Origin of the sequence: Planosporangium spinosum, from assembly GCF_049999945.1 — a bacterium.
Taxonomy (GTDB): Bacteria; Actinomycetota; Actinomycetes; order Mycobacteriales; family Micromonosporaceae; genus Planosporangium; species Planosporangium spinosum.
Genome location: NZ_JBLYUB010000003.1, coordinates 196,135 through 211,889, shown reverse-complemented (window position 1 = coordinate 211,889; position 15,755 = coordinate 196,135). Strand labels below are relative to the sequence as shown.

The window sequence follows — 15,755 nt, the reverse complement described above, 5'->3', positions numbered from 1 at the left end:
CCCAGCCGACCGCGACGCGAGGCCATTACCGACGGTGACGCCGGCCTCGCCGAGCGCCCCCCCCTTCCCCGCCTGGCACCGTCCGTTGAAGGGGCAAGCCATACGGATCGTAGGCTTACCGTGTGGCGAGGTATTTCGACGTGCATCCGGACAACCCCCAGCCGCGTTCCATCCGGCAGATCGTTGACCTCGTCCGTGACGGCGGGCTGATCGTGTACCCCACGGACTCCTGCTTCGCGTTGGGGTGCCAGATGGGTAACCGGGCCGGACTGGACCGGATCAGGGAGATCCGTCGCCTCGACGACCGCCACCACTTCACCCTGGTCTGCCGCGACTTCGCCCAGCTCGGCCAGTTCGTCCAGGTGAGCAATGCGGTGTTCCGGCTTGTCAAGGCCTCCACCCCGGGCAGCTACACCTTCATCCTGCCGGCCACCCGGGAGGTGCCGCGCCGGCTGCTGCACCCCAGGAAACATACGGTCGGGGTACGCATTCCCCAGCACACCGTTGCCCAGGCGCTGCTGGCCGAACTCGGCGAGCCGTTGCTGTCGAGCACCCTGCTCCTGCCCGGAGAGGAGGATCCGATGATCCACGGGTGGGAGATCAAGGAGCAGCTCGACCACTTCGTCGACGCGGTGGTCGACGCGGGTGAGTGCGGAACGGAGCCGACAACCGTGATCGATCTGTCCCAACCCGAACCCGAAATCGTGCGCCGCGGAGCTGGTGACCCGGCACGATTCGAGTAGCCGCCGGGCGTCCGGTCTTGCCGGACCGGAGACGTGCACCGGCTCCCTACGCCCACGGCACCGAGAACCTCGCACCCGACCTCACCCGACGGCGGCCGCTCATCGAGAGCTGCCACACCATGTCGGTCATCCGGTTCCCGTACAAGAGCTTCGGCGCCACGCGAACGGTCGAGGTGACCCGCGGATTCTGCCGGTCGCCCGGGCTCGCCTTCCAGCAGTTCCCACGAGCCCTCATGATTGCTTTGACCCGTTCCCGACTGCGCAACAGCGCACCTTGTCGTTGCTTGCCACCGGGGTGCTGGCTAGATTGCCTCCGATAGGCAAGGCTCGATCTCGTCCGCACGGGGAAGGACCCGATCATGCACGCCGCCCGACATCGACGCGCCCTGCCCGCCCGACTCCTGACCGCTGCCGCCGCCACTGTGGTCGGCGTCGTGTCCGCCGCGGCGCCCGCGGCCGCGACGCAGGGACCGCGACCACAGTGGAGCATGGGCGGGTACGACCTGGCCAACTCACGGTGGAACCCGCTCGAGCGGAGCCTGCGGCCCTCGACCGTGGGCGATCTCGCGGTGAAGTGGGCGATCGCGTCCGGCGACGTGTCCGCCACCCCGGCCGTCGTCGACGGTGCGGTGTACGTACCCGACTGGAACGGCACGTTCCGCAAGCTCGACGCGCGCACCGGTCGGGTGCTGTGGTCGCGGTCGGTGGCCGAGTACACGGGCGTCGCGGGCACGGTGTCGCGCACCAGTCCGGTCGTGGTCGGCGGCACCGTCTACATCGGGACGCAACTCGGCGCCCGCCTGCTCGCCATCGACACGCGCACCGGCGACCTGCGCTGGAGTACCGTGCTGGACGAACACCCGGCCGCCGTCCTGACCCAGTCACCCGTCGTGCACAACGGCGTGGTGTACCAGGGCGTGTCCTCCCAGGAGGAGGCGTTCGCCGCCGACCCCGCCTACCCGTGCTGCACCTTCCGCGGCAGCATGGCCGCCGTCGACGCGCGCACGGGCGCGATCCGCTGGAAGACGCCCACGATCCCGGACCAGGGGCCCGGTACCGACATCTTCAGCGGCGCGGCGGTCTGGGGCAGCACCCCGGCGGTCGACCCGGCCAGCGGCACGGTGTACATCACCACCGGCAACAACTACGAGATGACGCAGCGCGCCAGGGACTGCCAGGCCGCCGGCGGGAAGCCGGCCGACTGCCTGCCGGCGTGGAACCGGATCAACTCGATCATCGCGCTGGACCTGCGTACCGGGGCGGTCAAGTGGTCGACCGGCCAGGACCGCTTCGACGCGTGGAACGTCGCCTGCATCCCCGGCCTGCCGCCGAACAACTGCCCGCCGATCCCCGGCCCGGACCACGACTTCGGCGACGGCGCGCACCTGTTCACCATCGCCGGCCCGGACGCCCATCCGCGGCGGGCGGTCGGCGCGGGCCAGAAGAGCGGCGAGTACTGGATGCTCGATGCCACCACCGGCGCCGTGCTGTGGAGCGCCGCCGCCGGACCGGGCTCGGCCCTCGGCGGCATCGAGTGGGGAAGCGCCTCCGACGGCCGTCGCATCTTCTTCACCGAGACGAACTACGACCGGCTGCCGTACCGGCTCCCGGACGGGCAGACCATCGACTACAGCTCGTTCGGCGCGCTGGACGTCGCCACCGGCCGGGTGCTGTGGCAGGTCCCCGAGCCGCACGGCGGCATGGCGCTCGGCGCGGTCACCACGGCCGGCGGCGTGGTGTACGCCGGCAGCCTCAACGGATACATGTACGCCATCGACGCGGCCACCGGGAAGGTGCGGTGGGAGCACCAGGCCGGGGGCTCCTCCGCCGCCGGGCCGGCGGTCGTGGACGGCAGCGTGTACTGGGGCAACGGGTACGCCCGCTTCGGTACGCCGGGCACCACGTTCTACGCGTTCGCCGTACCGCGGCGCCCGTGACGAGACGCGCGCGATCGACGACCTGACCTGATCGAGCGCCCCGACCGGCCCGGCAGCCACGGCACCGGGCCGGTCGCGTGTCTCCGGCCGGCGGTTGCGGGCGGCGATGTCGGAGGGGGCTGCTACGGTGCCGTCGCTGGGGATCCCGGACCGGAGGTGGGCATGACCATCCACTCGCACGTGTCGACGTTCGACGGCCTGCCGGTCGTGGCGTGCGACCCCGACCCCGGCGTGGCACCGCCGGCGGATCCCTCGGCGGTGGCCTGGCGCATCCAGGTCGACGACTTCGAGGCGCCGCCGGAGGAGTTCGCGGAGCTGGTGGAGGGGCTGCTGGAGCGGGTGCCCGCGGCGTCGATCCGGGCGTTGGTGATCGGTGAGTGGGGCAGCGCCTACGACACCGCTCCCCCGATCGACCTCCTGGTCTCCCTCGCTCCGCGCCTGACCGGCCTGCGGGCGCTGTTCCTCGGCGACCTCGTCGCCGAGGAGTGCGAGATCTCGTGGATCAACCACGAGGACGTCACCCCGCTGCTGGAGGCGTACCCGGCGCTGGAGGTGCTGCGGGTACGGGGCGCCGAGGAGCTGCGGCTGCGGCCGGTACGCCACGAGAACCTGCGCGAGCTGGCGTTCGAGTCCGGTGGCCTGCCGGCGCACGTGGTACGCGCCGTCGGCGAGTGTGACCTGCCGGCCCTGGCCCACCTGGAGCTGTGGCTGGGCGTGAGCGAGTATGGCGGCGACACAGGCGTGGATGACCTGGCGCCCATCCTGGCCGGTGGACGTTTCCCGCGCCTGCGCTACCTGGCGCTGTGCAACGCCGAGACCGCCGACCAGGTGGCCGCGGCCGTCGCGGCGGCACCCGTCGTGGCCGGCCTGCACACGCTGGACCTGTCCAAGGGGATCCTGACCGATGCGGGCGCCGCGGCGCTGCTCGCCGGGCAGCCGCTGACCCACCTGCGCCGGCTCGACCTGCACCACCACTACCTGTCCGACGAGATGATGGCGCGGCTGCGCGCCGACCTGCCGGGCGTGGCGGTCGACGTGTCGGAGCAGCAGACCGAGGACGAGTACGGCCGGTACACGGCCGTCGCGGAGTGACATGCGGCTGGTAGTCGTCGGCAACCCGGACAACCGCCGGGTCCGGCTGTTCACCGAGGCGGCGCGCGCCGCGGGGCTCGCCCCGCCGGCGGTGCTGGCCTGGCGTGACCTGCTCGACGGCGCTCCCCCGCCGGCGGCCGGCTCGCTGGTACGCGTCGACTCGCCCGGCGAGGACGCCGAGGTCGACCGGCTGCTGCGGGGCGCCGCCGAGCCGGCCGCGCACGGCGAGATCGTCGGCCTCGCCGCGTGGTACGCCGGGCTGTGCCGGGCGCTCGACCGGCTGGCCGGCGGCGGGGCCACGCTACTCAACCAGCCCGCCGACGTCGCGACGATGTGCGACAAGCGCCGTTGCCACGCGCTGCTCGACGCCGCCGGCGTGCCGGTGCCGGCAGCAGTTCCCCCGGTCGCCGGCTACGGCGAGCTGCGGGCGGCGATGCGCGAGGCCGGCTGGGCGCGGGTGTTCGTCAAGCCCGCGCACGGCTCGTCGGCGTCGGGGGTGCTCGCCCTGGCGGTCAACGGTTCGCGGGTGCAGGCGACCACGTCGGTGGAGTCCGCCGACGGCCGGCTGTTCAACTCGCTGCGGGTGCGGCGCTACGACAGCGAGGCCGAGGTGGCGGCGATCGTCGACCGGCTCGCCCCGGACGGCCTGCACGTGGAGCGGTGGCTGCCGAAGGCCGGCCTCGACGACCGGATCGTCGACGTGCGGGTCGTGGTCGTGGCCGGCCGCCCGAGTCACGCCGTCGTCCGGGCCAGCCGCGGCCCGGTGACCAACCTGCACCTGGGCAACGCCCGCGGCGACCTGGCACGGCTGCGGGCCGCGGCCGGCCCGGCGAGCTGGGCGGCGGCGATGGAGACCTGCGTGCGGGTCGCCGCCTGCTTCCCCCGTACGCTGCACGTCGCGGTCGACCTGATGTTTCTGGTCGGCTGGCGCCGGCACGCGGTCGCCGAGGTCAACGCGTTCGGCGACCTGCTGCCCGGGGTGCTGGCCGACGGCCGCGACCCCTACGGCGAGCAGGTGCACGCGCTGCTGTCCGGCCGGTACGACGACTGGTGCGCCCGGGCCGCCACGCCACGGGAAGCCGAGGCATCGTGCGCGACCTGATCGGCGGTCACGACCTGCTGCTGGTCACGCTCGACACGCTGCGCTACGACGTGGCGGCGGAACTGGCGCAGCGCGGCCGTACCCCGCACCTGTCGCGGGTGCTGCCCGGCGGCGTGTGGGAGCGCCGGCACAGCCCCGCGAGCTTCACCTACGCCGCCCACCACGCGTTCTTCGCCGGGTTCCTGCCGACCCCGGTCGGGCCTGGCCGCCACGAGCGCCTCTTCGCCGCCCGGTTTCCCGGCAGCGAGACCGCCGGCGCCGACACGTGGGTCTTCGACGCACCCGACCTGCCCACCGCGCTCACCGCCGAGGGCTACCACACCGTGTGCCTCGGCGGGGTCGGCTTCTTCAACCGGCGCAGCCCGCTGGGCGCCGTGCTGCCCGGGCTGTTCGCCGAAGCCCACTGGGAGCCGGAGTTCGGGGTGACCGCGCCCGACTGCCTCGACGCCCAGCTCGACCGGCTCGACGAGATCGTCGCGCGGGTACCCGCCGGCCGGCCGCTGTTCACGTTCCTCAACGTCGCCGCGCTGCACCAGCCCAACCGGCACTACCTGCCGGGCTCAGGCGACGGCGGCGGCGCCACCGAGGACGGCCTCGCCAGCCACGCCGCCGCTCTGGAGTACGTCGACAGCCGCATCGACCGCCTCTTCGCGCTGGTGACCCGGCGCGGCCGCCCGGTCTTCACGATCATGTGCTCCGACCACGGCACCGCCTACGGCGAGGACGGCCACACCGGCCACCGCATCGGGCACGAGGTCGTGTGGACCGTGCCGTACGCCCACTTCACACTGCGACCGGGGGAACGGTGACGCTCGACGGCTCGCCTTACCAGGGCTATCTCTACGCGTACCCGCACAAGACCGCCTACCGCCCGCTGGAGCCCCGGCCGGCGCTGCGTGACGTCTGGGCGGCGGAGCGGCGCGACGCGCTCTTTTTGTACCTGCACGTGCCCTTCTGCGAGATGCGTTGCGGTTTCTGCAACCTGTTCACCCGCTCGAACCCGCCCGCCGAGCAGGTCGCCGGCTACCTGCGGCAGCTGCGCCGCCAGGCCGAGCGGGTCAGCGCCGCGCTGGGCGGGGACGCCCGGTTCGTCCGGGCGGCGTTCGGCGGCGGCACCCCGACGTACCTCACCGCCGGCGAACTCGACGACCTGTTCGACATCGCCGAGCAGACCATGGGCGCGGCGCTGGCGGGCGTACCCGTCTCGGTGGAGACCTCACCGGCGACCGCGACGCCGGACCGGCTGGCGGTGCTCGCGGCGCGCGGCACCACCCGGGTGAGCATGGGAGTGCAGAGCTTCCTCGACACCGAGGCGCACGCGGCCGGCCGGCCGCAGCGGCGCGCCGAGGTCGAACGGGCGCTCGGCGCGATCCGGGCGGCCGGTGTGCCGGTGCTCAACCTCGACCTCATCTACGGCATCGACGGCCAGACCGCGCGGACCTGGCAGGCCAGCCTCGACGCCGCCCTGGCCTGGCGGCCGGAGGAGCTGTACCTGTACCCGCTGTACGTACGCCCGTTGACCGGGCTGGGCCGGCGCGCCCACAGCCGGGCCGACTGGGACGACCAGCGCATGGCGCTGTACCGGCAGGCGGTCGAGGTGCTCGGCGCGGCCGGCTACCGGCAGGAGTCGATGCGCCAGTTCCGGCGGGCCGACGTGCCGGCGCCCGACGGCCCCGACTACTGCTGCCAGGACGACGGCATGGTCGGGTTGGGCTGCGGCGCCCGGTCCTACACCACCGCGCTGCACTACTCGTTCGACTACGCGGTCAGCGTCTCGCAGGTACGCGCGGTGCTCGACGACTACCTGGCCCGCCCGGCCAGCGACTTCGGGTACGCCGAGGTGGGGTACCGGCTCGACGAGGCCGAACAGCGGCGGCGCTGGCTGATCACGTCGCTGCTGCGCGCCGACGGGCTCGACCCGGCGGCCTACCGGGCCCGCTTCGGCACCGGGCACCTCGACGACCTCCCCCAGCTCGCGGAGCTGGCGCGGCACGGCTGGGCGACCGACGACGCCACCCGACTGACCGCCGACGGGCTGGCCCGCTCCGACCTCATCGGACCGTGGCTGGTCTCCGGGCCGGTGCGGCACGCCATGGACGGGTACGCGCTGCGGTGAGGTTGTCGATCCTCTACCGGGGGCCGCTGGCGAGCTGCAACTACGACTGCCCGTACTGCCCTTTCGCCAAGCGGCACGACCCACCCGACCTGCTGCGCTCCGACCAGCAGGCCCTCGCCCGCTTCACCGGCTGGGTCGAGGCGACCAACGACGTACGGCTGTCGGTGCTGTTCACCCCCTGGGGCGAGGGGCTGACCCGCCGCTGGTACCGCGACGCGATGGTGCGCCTGTCCCACCTGGCGCACGTCGAACGGGTGGCGATCCAGACCAACCTCGCCGCGCGCCTGGACTGGCTGGCCGGTGCCGACCCCGCCACGGTGGCGCTGTGGGCCACCTACCACCCGGGACAGGTACGCCGCGAGCGGTTCCTGGGCCGCTGCGACCAGCTGGGTGAGCTGGGTGTGCGCTTCTCGGTCGGCGTGGTCGGGCTGCCGGAGCACCTGGACGAGGCCAGGACGCTGCGCGCGGCGCTGCCCGAGCAGGTGTACCTGTGGGTCAACGCCGCGGAGGGCCACCGGTACGCCCCCGAGGAGGAGGCCGCCTGGACGGCGCTCGACCCGCTCTTCGGGTACAGCGTGCGCCCGCACCTGTCGCTCGGCCGCCCCTGTCACGCCGGCGAGACGGCCGTGTCGGTGCGCGGCGACGGCACCGTCCGGCGCTGCCACTTCATCAGCGAGCCGATCGGCAACCTCTACGACGGCTCGTGGCGGGACGCCCTCGTACCCCGACCGTGCACCAACACCGCCTGCGACTGCCACATCGGCTACGTCCATCTCAAGCCGCTCGGGCTGCGTGACGTGTTCGCCGGCGGGGTGCTCGAGCGCATCCCGGCGGGATGGCCGGAGCGCTACCACTAGGTCTGGACCAGCGGCGCGTACTCCTCGGCGGTCAGGCCGAACGTCCACGCCACACCCTCACGGGGAGTGCGGGTGGTCGGTGGCACGCGCAGCCAGTACCGCCGGTGGGTGCCGTCGGGTTCCGGCGTGGAATTGACGACCTCGACCATCACCAGCGGCTCGTCGTTGGGCAGCCACACCTGCCACAGCACGCCGGCCTCGTCCTCACCGCGCCTGGTCGCGCCCGCCTCCCGCAGGTACCGCTCGTATCCGAAGTGCTCGAGCATCACGCGCCGCACCTCGGCGTTGGCCTCTACGCGGATGCGCTCCACCGTCAACCGCGGCAGCTCATCGACCAGCTCGGCCGGGATCGGCATGCCCCGCCAGGCGTGCAGACCGTAGCCGTCCGGGTAGCCCAGCGCCGCACCCTCGCCGCGGTGCAGTCGGCCCACGTTGTCGCGCTCGAGCACGACCGGACGCTCTGTCAGGATCACCAGGTCGGCGAACGGCCACCACCAGCCGGCGCTGCGCGCGACCGCCGCCAGTCCGTGCAGGCCGGCCACCATGCCGGCCTGCGGACGCAGCCGGTCACCGGCGGTGAACGTCGCCAGCCACGCCGCGTCGTGCTGCCCGTAGACCGCGTCGAGCAGGCAGGTCCTCGCCGCCGACGCCCAGCCGGCGGCCCCACCGGCCATCATGAGGTCGTCGCCGAGGCGGCTGCGGAGTCTGCCCGCGACGAGGTCCATGATCAGGTGCCAGCCGCGCCGCCCGGCCGCCGCCGACAGCTGCGCCCAGCCGTCGGCGCCGAACCCGTCGAGCGCCGCCGCGCGGGCATCCGACCAGAGCCGGGTGCGCACCCGGGGCCGGCCCGGCCGGCCCGGGGCGTCACCCGGTCGCCAGCCCTGGCGGTGCACCTCGTGCACCGCGTTCCTGGCCAGTGCCGCCAGGCGTGGTCCGTCACCGCCGCCCACCGCGTCCGGTTGGTCGGCGATCCGGGCGGCGTTGGCCGGGTTGGCGACCACAGCCGCCGCCACCGCACCGGCGAACGGCGACCCCAGCCAGACGACCCGGCGTGGCGGTGCCAGCCCTGCCGCCCGGTAGGCGGCCGCGACCCCGGCCTCGGCCGAATCCCGATCGGCGGCGCCGGTCAGCAGCGCCGCATCCAGCCACTCCTCCTCGACCGCCGCCGCGGTCGCCTCCTGCTCCACGCTCAACCGCACGTCGACCTCCCCGGTTCAGTCCGCGACCGGACGGTAGGAACCCGGGATGTACTCCCGCTGCCTGACCACCCGGTAGAACCCGGCGGGCAGCGCGATGGGGCCGTGCTCCTCGTGCGTGATCCGGCCGTACGTGACGACCTCCACGAACAGCCGGTCGGGCTCGCCGGGGTCGGCGACCACCCGCAGCCGCGGGCCGGCCACCACGTGGGCGTGCCCGGTCGCCTCACCGCGGGCCAGGACGAACCGGCCCAGCCGGTCGACCGGGGCGACCACCGCGTCGGCCGGCACGTCGGCCGCCGTCACGGGCACCGCGAGAACATCACCCTGCCGGTACATGGTTCCTCCATCGCTGCGAGCCAGCGCGGCGACGGTACCGTCCACCACCGACATTTCCGGGTCCCCGCCAGGAGCGCCCACGGGCAGACAGTGCCGGGTCTGGCCATCGCGTTGGTCGGGCGCGCGTCAATGCGGGAACCGCGTGCCGAGACACGACGAGGGCTGTCCGGTTCGGGCCGGACAGCCCTCGTCGTCGGTGTCAGCGCTTCTTCATGGTGTCAGCGCTTCTTCATGCAGAGCACGAAGTCGTTGAGGGTCCCCGTCCCGTCGCGGGTGAACGTGGCCTCGGTGCCCGGCGCGCCGCCGAACTGGTTGTTGCACCGCTCACTGTCCGTGGTGAACGGGATCTTGAGAAGGATCTCGTACGTATTCGGCCCGCACGTCACCTTCCGCAGCTTCGGGTCGCTGTTGTTGCCATCGTTGACCACGCAGTCGCCCTTGGCGAGGGTGTCCTCGTCATCCGCCGACTCGCCGGTCGGACTCGGGCTCGGACTCGATCGCCGACCCGGACTCGTCGACGGGGCCGCGCCCACGCTCCGGCTCGACACGGCGGCCGGCTTGGACTCGGCCTCGCCGAGCTTGGCCAGGCCGTACACGGCCGCACCGCCGCAGAGGCAGAGCAGAAGAAGCACGATCCCACCGATGATCAGTCCGATCTTGAGGCCGCGCTTCGACCCGGCCGGCGGCGGGACCGGCATGCCGGGCGCACCCGGCTGACCCCACGCCGGTGCACCGGCCGCCTGCGGCGGGTACTCCGGAGGCGGGTAGCCGCCGCCGGGTGGAGGTGGGTAACCACCGGGCGGGGGCGGGTAACCACCGGCCGGGACTCCACTGACCGGCGGGGGCGGGTAACCACCGGCCGGGGCTCCACTGACCGGCGCGCCCGGCGTCGGATAGGCGTCCGGCGTCGGATAGGTGGGCGGCGTCGGATAGGCGGGCGGCGGCGGGTAGGCACCCGGCGGAGGCGGAACCGGTGGCTGCGGCGGCTGCGGTTCTGAGGGCGGAACCGGCGGCTGCGGCGGTTGCGGCGACTGCCCGTACGGTTCTTCGGGCTCGCCCTGGCCGAGCGGACCCGGCGGTCCATAGCTGGACATGATCTCCCTAGTGTCGAAGGACGCACACGGCGAGAACCCGTCCGATGATCTCCCCCGTGCCCTTCGCACGGTAGCTGATCAGGTCAGCACCAAACATTCCCGGCGTCGGGATGACCAGGTAGCGGGAACCGAACTTTCCCGCCCGCATACCGCATTCAGTGCACAGACGAGCAAACCAAGCAGTCCCGGCGCACGATGACCATGTGTCGGGAAATAGTCGTCGTACGCCATAGTGTCGCGCTCAGTGAAGCGTCCTGATGGCACACGACGCCATGAATGTACGGCATGGGAGTTGGCCGCCAGCGTGATCGACATCACTCACTGGATGTGTCCCTATTGCCGCTGCGCCGTTAGTCGTCACGGTGCGCCGCATGGCGTATCCGAGTGATCTGACCGATGACCAGTGGGCTCTGCTGGACCCAGTGTTCAACGCGCCCGGCAAGCGCGGCCGCCAGCACGCTGATGACCTCCGGACGGTCGTGGGCGCGATGCCGTACATCGCGCAGACCGGGTGCCAGTGGCGCTACTTGCCCGAGTCGTTCGGGCGGTGGACACGGGTGTGGCCGCAGTTCCGCCGCTGGTCACGCAACGGCACGTGGGCCCGCGCCCTCACCGTGCTGCATACCGCCGCCGGGCAGGCCGAAGGGCGGGCAGAGACGACGCCCTCGATGCTGGTCATCGACACGCACCTGGCCCGCGGCGTGTCCAACGGCGGGGCGACGTTCTCCATGACCGCGGCGGGCCGTACGGCCGCACGAAGGGCGCCAAGCGGGTCGTGGCTGTCGACGTGACCGGGCTCCCGGTAGCCAGGTTGACGGTGCCCGCCTCGATGCACGAGAACGAGACCAGCCGGGTCATGCTCGGCTACCTCGCTCAGAATGGTGTCGCCGGCCGGCCGGAGCTGGTACTCGTCGACCGCGGGGTGACCGCCGGGGCAGCAGCGAAGCTCGACCCTCAGCACGGCATCGAGGTACGCCGGTTCGGGTGGGACGAGAAGCAGCCAGTGTTCCGGCCCATCCGGCACGCTTGGCGCGTCGAGGTCGCTCACGGCCGGCTCGGCCGCAGCCGCAGACTCGCCAAGTCGTTCGAGACCACCATGGCCTCAGCGACGGGCTGGCTCCAACTCTGACTGCCGTCGAGGGTGGGACCAGTTATGGCCGGGCGGATTCTGAGGATGGTCGCAACACGCCCTGGTCAACGACTACTGAAGGCAGCCTAACGAAAGCTGACTGGAGGTTCTTCCTGGCATGGTGAGCGCCGATCCGCGCCCGGATCGCGGCAGATGCGCGCGCCCCTATCACCAGCCCCGGCCGCCAGCGGCACGCCGGCCTCCCGGGAAGAACCAACGGCGCGAGCGGTACCGGCACCCGCTCCATGAACCGAGGTTTACGATCCGCCCTCAGGCACAGTCAGCGCGGCGGCCAGGGTCGGCAGGCGGCCGAAAGCGCGGGCACCCGCCACGTGGTCGACGTAATCCCGAGACTCGACGATCTCGCCGTCGCGGACCCGGACCACGAAGCTACAGGGCAGAGTGAAGGCGCGGCCGTCGATCACGCCGGCGTACCGGAATTCGAAGATGACCACCTCTGGGTCCGGTGTCGGATGCACGTGGTCTTCGACAACGTCGTAGCGCTGCACACCAGCCGGCCGGCCACCGGCGGCGAAGTGCTCCCGCACGGCGGCCCGGCTGCGCAGCGGCGTGTCGCCGAGCGGGCTGAACGGGTGGCGCACGTCGGTGCGCTCGGCGTAGTAGGCGGCCAGTTCGTCGATCTGTGCCGCCTCGTCGGCGGCGGTGAGCCCGCCGCGCATGAGACGGCAGACGCCGGCGGCCACGGCGCGGACAGTTTCCTCGGGTGTGCGCATGGCACTACCTCCTAACGAAGTCTGGACTTCGGTTAGCGTATCGGAGTCGAGACTTCGGTTAAAGTGGTCGCATGCGCCAGGACGCTCGGGAGAACCGTGAGCGCATCCTCGCCGCGGCTGAGCGAGTCTTCGGTACGCAGGGCGAGGCCGGCTCGACCGAGGAGGTGGCGCGGCTGGCCGGTGTGGGCATCGCCACCGTCTTCCGGCACTTCCCGACCAAGGAAGCGCTGATCGAGGCCGCGCTGGTGCGGCACTTCACCGCCCTGCTCGACCGGACCCGGGCCGCGGCCGCAGCGCCCGATCCGGCGGCGGCGCTGCCCGCCCTGATCCGCGAGATGATCGAGCGCGGCGCGAGCAAGCTCACCTTGGCCTCAATGCTGGGCGATGCGCCACCGGCCGTCGTGACAGTGGCGGGCGAGGTGAAGGCCGCAGTCGACATGGCGCTACAACGTGCCCAAGCCGCCGGCGCAGTCCGGCCGGAGGTCGGCGTTGAGGAGCTCTACCTGTTGATACGGGCCTTGGCCCAGACCACCGCGGCCGCGGTGGTCCCAGCGACGGTGCTCGATCGCGCTATCGACGTCATCCTGGATGGCTTCTCCGCCCGGTAGCTCTGCCGTCCGGTGACGCCAGAGCAACGTCCGAACGGCGGCAAGGAGGGTGCCGTAGTCATTGGGATGACACGCCGGTCAGGTGGTCGGCCAGAACGAACCGGGTGCCGCATCGAGGGCAGTTGAGCCGGCCGAAGAGGTGGGTCAAGACCGTTGCGACGGACTCTCGGCCTGCGGCAACGCCGTCCTCGGGTCCGACGGGGACGATATCTGGGGCAAGGAACTCCACCTCAAGATCGGGCGCACTCATCGCGGCAAGAGCGGATGTTTCATACTGCCCGGCTTACCAACGTCGACGGGCCGCTGTGGCGGCCTACTCGCCTGCGTCTGCGTGGGTGAGTAGGCGGGTGGCCAGGGCGCGCACCTCGGCTCTGAGTTCGACGGGCCGTTCGATGGTGAAGGGCCAGCCGAGCCCGGCCAGCATCTGGGCGGCGCCGTCGAGGTGTTCGGCTCGCGCGGTCAGGCGCACTCCGTTGGCGACCTCGGTGAGTGTGCCGACCGATGGAGGGATCCGCCGCCGGGCCTGGGCGAGGCTGGTGTGCAGCAGGACCGAGACGTCGTGGGCGTAGGGCACCGAGGCCAGGCCGGCAAGGACGTGTCCGGTGGGGTCGAACCCGGCCGGCACCTCGAACTCCCCGTCGGTGGCGCGGATAGCGCCGATGCGGTCGAGTCGGAACGTCCGCGCGGATCCGCTGGCGTGGTCGCGACCGGTGACGTACCAGCGGCCGTTGTGGAAGACCAGCCCGTACGGGTCGAGGCCGCGCTCGCTGGAGCGACCATGCCAGGTGGTGTACGTCAGCTGTACCGGGTGTCGGTGGCGGGCCGCCTCGGCGAGCACCAGCAGCACCTCGGTGCCGGGTGGGGCGTGTTGCCGGACCGGTCCGGTGACGTCCATGGTGGCCAGTAGGGCGTCGATTCGCCGGGCAAGGGCGGCTGGCAGTACCCGGCGCAGCTTGGCGGTGGCGCTCTCGGTGGCCGTGTGATCGGCTGTGACCAGTCCCGCGCTGTGCCCGGCGGCAAGGCCGAGGGCGATGGCGACCGCCTCCTCGTCGGTGAGCATGAGCGGCGGCAACTTGTATCCGGGCGCGAGCCGGTACCCGCCGTAGCGGCCACGGCGCGCCTCGACCGGGATGCCCAGGTCGAGGAGGTGGGTCGCGTAGCGGCGGACGGTGCGCTCGTCGACGCCGAGCCGGCGGGCCAGGTCGGCGACCCTGAATGCGCCGCCCGACTGGAGGATCTCCAGCAGGGCCAGTACCCGCGCTGTCGGCCTGGCCAAAGAAGTCCTCCTAATCCGGGCGGAAACTGTCCGGTATTGACCGTAGCGTGCCGCGCATGACGACATTCGTACTGGTCCCCGGGTTCTGGCTCGGCGCCTGGGCCTGGCATTCGACGGCTGCTGAACTACGCCGGCACGGCCACGACGTGTACCCGATCAGCCTGACCGGCCTCGGGGAGCGCGCCCACCTGGCCCGTCCCGACACCGACCTCGACGTCCACGTCACCGACCTGGTCAACCTCCTGCGCTACGAGGACCTTCGCGACGTGGTCCTCGTCGGGCACAGCTACGCCGGTAGCGTCGTCACCGCGGCCGCCGACCGCGTCACCGACCGCGTCGCCCAGCTGGTCTATGTCGACACCGGCCCGCTGCCCGACGGGGTGGCCCAGGTCGAGTTCACCCCGCCGGCCGAGCGCGAGCGCAACACGGCATTGGTGGCCGACCACGGTGACGGGTGGCGGCTGCCACCGCCACCCTGGGCCGACGTGGCCGCCGGCGTGCCCGACGTGGATAACTCGATCGTCACGCTGCTGCGCGAGCGGTCGGTCGACCAGCCGTGGGCGACCGCCACCGCCCCGGTCCGGCTGACCGGGGCGTGGGAGAAGCTGCCCAGACTCGGCGTGCTGTCGAGCTTCACCGTCGCGCAGGTGCAGGGGATGGCCGCGACGCTGCCGCTGTACCGCCACATGGCCGGCGACGGGTGGCGCTACGAGGAACTGCCGACCTGGCATTGGCCGATGCTCAGCCGACCGATCGAGCTGGCCGCAATCCTGCACCAGGCGCGACTGACGGCGTAACCGCCGCTGCCGGGTGACCACACACCAGCTCACCCGGCAGCGGTACGCGGTCGACGACGGAACCGAACAACCCGGCCACGCCACCCGAAGCAACGTCCTCAATTCGGCATGATCGCCCGCCGGTCCCATCCCGCTGGGGCACCGACCGTGACGGCCTCGGTGGCAGCCGGCCTGCCGACTCAGCGGCACATGCGCGCATCCGATCAAGCCATCGGGCTCCGTCACAGGCGCAACGCCGCTGCAGAACTCGACAGGCTTCAAACCTGAACGAGGCCAACGTCATTGGGCCGCCGTGGACGGGATTGGCGGCAGGCAGGAATCGCTAGTCCAAGGCCGCGGTGAGGTCGACCTCGACGAGCTGCCCCTGGTACCCGAGCGACACCACACCCAGCAATGTGCTGGCGGTGTTGAAGGCTGGGGCCAATGGGGACGCGTTGAGTTGTCGCCAAACTGCCGACAGGACCCCGCTGTCCGGGCTTACCACGTAGACGACCGACCGCACCACGTCGGCGGGGGTGGCACCGGCCGCCTTCAGCACCGCGAGGCAGTTCGTGATGACCTGTTCGGTCTGTGCGGCATAGTCGCCGGGCTCGCCGGCGACCTCGCCGGACAGGTTGAGCGGACACTGACCGGCTAGGTGCGCGAGCCGGCCGACGTTCGAGATCGTCACGTGGCTGTAGCCGTCTGGCTCATGAACTGTGGGCGGATTGAACTTGTCGATCATCAGCGGATTAT

At 72.1% G+C, this 15,755-nt stretch carries 17 protein-coding genes; 11 read left to right on the top strand and 6 right to left on the bottom strand.

The features are described 5' to 3' along the window. Window positions 1-122: 122 nt before the first annotated feature. From ACNTMW_RS05885 to ACNTMW_RS05855, 7 genes are all read left to right on the top strand, one after another. The gene (locus ACNTMW_RS05885; protein ID WP_426632341.1) at window positions 123-743 is read left to right on the top strand and encodes an L-threonylcarbamoyladenylate synthase; all 621 of its coding nucleotides are present in this window, start codon (window positions 123-125) and stop codon (window positions 741-743) included. A gap of 359 nt (window positions 744-1,102) precedes the next feature. Next, the gene (locus ACNTMW_RS05880; RefSeq protein ID WP_426632340.1) at window positions 1,103-2,680 is read left to right on the top strand and encodes an outer membrane protein assembly factor BamB family protein; all 1,578 of its coding nucleotides are present in this window, start codon (window positions 1,103-1,105) and stop codon (window positions 2,678-2,680) included. 162 nt (window positions 2,681-2,842) lie between these two features. After that, the gene (locus tag ACNTMW_RS05875; protein WP_426632339.1) at window positions 2,843-3,772 is read left to right on the top strand and encodes an STM4015 family protein; all 930 of its coding nucleotides are present in this window, start codon (window positions 2,843-2,845) and stop codon (window positions 3,770-3,772) included. Window position 3,773: 1 nt separating this feature from the next. Beyond that, entirely contained in the window at window positions 3,774-4,874 is a 1,101-nt protein-coding gene (locus tag ACNTMW_RS05870) for an STM4014 family protein (RefSeq protein WP_426632338.1), read from the top strand. Then, the gene (locus tag ACNTMW_RS05865) at window positions 4,862-5,683 is read left to right on the top strand and encodes an STM4013/SEN3800 family hydrolase (RefSeq protein WP_426632337.1); all 822 of its coding nucleotides are present in this window, start codon (window positions 4,862-4,864) and stop codon (window positions 5,681-5,683) included. The genes ACNTMW_RS05870 and ACNTMW_RS05865 overlap by 13 nt, the downstream gene beginning before the upstream one ends. Beyond that, window positions 5,680-6,990 carry an STM4012 family radical SAM protein gene (locus tag ACNTMW_RS05860; RefSeq protein WP_426632336.1) on the top strand — a complete coding sequence of 437 codons (1,311 nt, stop codon included), beginning with the start codon at window positions 5,680-5,682 and terminating at the stop codon, window positions 6,988-6,990. The genes ACNTMW_RS05865 and ACNTMW_RS05860 overlap by 4 nt, the downstream gene beginning before the upstream one ends. Beyond that, on the top strand, window positions 6,987-7,847 hold the full coding sequence (locus ACNTMW_RS05855; RefSeq protein ID WP_426632335.1) for an STM4011 family radical SAM protein: 861 nt from the start codon (window positions 6,987-6,989) through the stop codon (window positions 7,845-7,847). Before ACNTMW_RS05860 ends, ACNTMW_RS05855 begins: the two co-directional genes overlap by 4 nt. Here ACNTMW_RS05855 and ACNTMW_RS05850 read toward each other — a convergent pair. From ACNTMW_RS05850 to ACNTMW_RS05840, 3 genes are all read right to left on the bottom strand, one after another. Continuing rightward, window positions 7,844-9,046, bottom strand: a complete 1,203-nt coding sequence (locus tag ACNTMW_RS05850; protein WP_426632334.1) for a DUF6745 domain-containing protein — start codon at window positions 9,044-9,046, stop codon at window positions 7,844-7,846. The genes ACNTMW_RS05855 and ACNTMW_RS05850 overlap by 4 nt on opposite strands. Window positions 9,047-9,061: 15 nt before the next feature. Beyond that, window positions 9,062-9,382, bottom strand: a complete 321-nt coding sequence (locus ACNTMW_RS05845) for a hypothetical protein (RefSeq protein ID WP_426632333.1) — start codon at window positions 9,380-9,382, stop codon at window positions 9,062-9,064. 218 nt (window positions 9,383-9,600) lie between these two features. After that, window positions 9,601-10,080, bottom strand: coding sequence for an LppU/SCO3897 family protein (locus ACNTMW_RS05840; RefSeq protein WP_426632332.1), 480 nt, complete (start codon window positions 10,078-10,080; stop codon window positions 9,601-9,603). Between the two features lie 767 nt (window positions 10,081-10,847). On the opposite strand from ACNTMW_RS05840, the gene ACNTMW_RS05835 reads away from it, so the two are divergent. Together ACNTMW_RS05835 and ACNTMW_RS05830 are read left to right on the top strand one after the other, a co-directional pair. Continuing rightward, window positions 10,848-11,267 carry a transposase gene (locus ACNTMW_RS05835; RefSeq protein WP_426632331.1) on the top strand — a complete coding sequence of 140 codons (420 nt, stop codon included), beginning with the start codon at window positions 10,848-10,850 and terminating at the stop codon, window positions 11,265-11,267. 38 nt (window positions 11,268-11,305) lie between these two features. After that, entirely contained in the window at window positions 11,306-11,605 is a 300-nt protein-coding gene (locus ACNTMW_RS05830; RefSeq protein ID WP_426632330.1) for a hypothetical protein, read from the top strand. Window positions 11,606-11,862: 257 nt separating this feature from the next. Here ACNTMW_RS05830 and ACNTMW_RS05825 read toward each other — a convergent pair whose 3' ends face one another. Then, window positions 11,863-12,339 carry a nuclear transport factor 2 family protein gene (locus ACNTMW_RS05825; RefSeq protein ID WP_426632329.1) on the bottom strand — a complete coding sequence of 159 codons (477 nt, stop codon included), beginning with the start codon at window positions 12,337-12,339 and terminating at the stop codon, window positions 11,863-11,865. A 71-nt stretch (window positions 12,340-12,410) separates the two neighbouring features. Here ACNTMW_RS05825 and ACNTMW_RS05820 point away from each other — a divergent pair, with 71 nt between their 5' ends. Next, entirely contained in the window at window positions 12,411-12,947 is a 537-nt protein-coding gene (locus ACNTMW_RS05820) for a TetR/AcrR family transcriptional regulator (protein WP_426632328.1), read from the top strand. A 313-nt stretch (window positions 12,948-13,260) separates the two neighbouring features. Here ACNTMW_RS05820 and ACNTMW_RS05815 read toward each other — a convergent pair whose 3' ends face one another. Then, window positions 13,261-14,223 carry a helix-turn-helix transcriptional regulator gene (locus tag ACNTMW_RS05815; protein WP_426632327.1) on the bottom strand — a complete coding sequence of 321 codons (963 nt, stop codon included), beginning with the start codon at window positions 14,221-14,223 and terminating at the stop codon, window positions 13,261-13,263. 56 nt (window positions 14,224-14,279) lie between these two features. Here ACNTMW_RS05815 and ACNTMW_RS05810 point away from each other — a divergent pair, with 56 nt between their 5' ends. After that, window positions 14,280-15,020 (top strand): alpha/beta fold hydrolase, encoded by a 741-nt coding sequence (locus tag ACNTMW_RS05810; protein ID WP_426632326.1) that lies wholly within the window; start codon window positions 14,280-14,282, stop codon window positions 15,018-15,020. Between the two features lie 322 nt (window positions 15,021-15,342). Here the strand turns inward: ACNTMW_RS05810 and ACNTMW_RS05805 are convergent, their stop codons facing one another. Further along, window positions 15,343-15,744 carry a RidA family protein gene (locus tag ACNTMW_RS05805; protein ID WP_426632325.1) on the bottom strand — a complete coding sequence of 134 codons (402 nt, stop codon included), beginning with the start codon at window positions 15,742-15,744 and terminating at the stop codon, window positions 15,343-15,345. Between the last annotated feature and the right edge of the window lie 11 nt (window positions 15,745-15,755).

Coding starts and splice junctions, on each gene's coding strand:
- ACNTMW_RS05810 (WP_426632326.1), top strand. CDS start 14,280: ATGACGACATTCGTACTGGTCCCCGGGTTCTGGCTCGGCGCCTGGGCC.
- ACNTMW_RS05875 (WP_426632339.1), top strand. CDS start 2,843: ATGACCATCCACTCGCACGTGTCGACGTTCGACGGCCTGCCGGTCGTG.
- ACNTMW_RS05870 (WP_426632338.1), top strand. CDS start 3,774: ATGCGGCTGGTAGTCGTCGGCAACCCGGACAACCGCCGGGTCCGGCTG.
- ACNTMW_RS05845 (WP_426632333.1), bottom strand. CDS start 9,382: ATGTACCGGCAGGGTGATGTTCTCGCGGTGCCCGTGACGGCGGCCGAC.
- ACNTMW_RS05840 (WP_426632332.1), bottom strand. CDS start 10,080: ATGCCGGTCCCGCCGCCGGCCGGGTCGAAGCGCGGCCTCAAGATCGGA.
- ACNTMW_RS05830 (WP_426632330.1), top strand. CDS start 11,306: ATGCACGAGAACGAGACCAGCCGGGTCATGCTCGGCTACCTCGCTCAG.
- ACNTMW_RS05880 (WP_426632340.1), top strand. CDS start 1,103: ATGCACGCCGCCCGACATCGACGCGCCCTGCCCGCCCGACTCCTGACC.
- ACNTMW_RS05825 (WP_426632329.1), bottom strand. CDS start 12,339: ATGCGCACACCCGAGGAAACTGTCCGCGCCGTGGCCGCCGGCGTCTGC.
- ACNTMW_RS05805 (WP_426632325.1), bottom strand. CDS start 15,744: ATGATCGACAAGTTCAATCCGCCCACAGTTCATGAGCCAGACGGCTAC.
- ACNTMW_RS05835 (WP_426632331.1), top strand. CDS start 10,848: ATGGCGTATCCGAGTGATCTGACCGATGACCAGTGGGCTCTGCTGGAC.
- ACNTMW_RS05820 (WP_426632328.1), top strand. CDS start 12,411: ATGCGCCAGGACGCTCGGGAGAACCGTGAGCGCATCCTCGCCGCGGCT.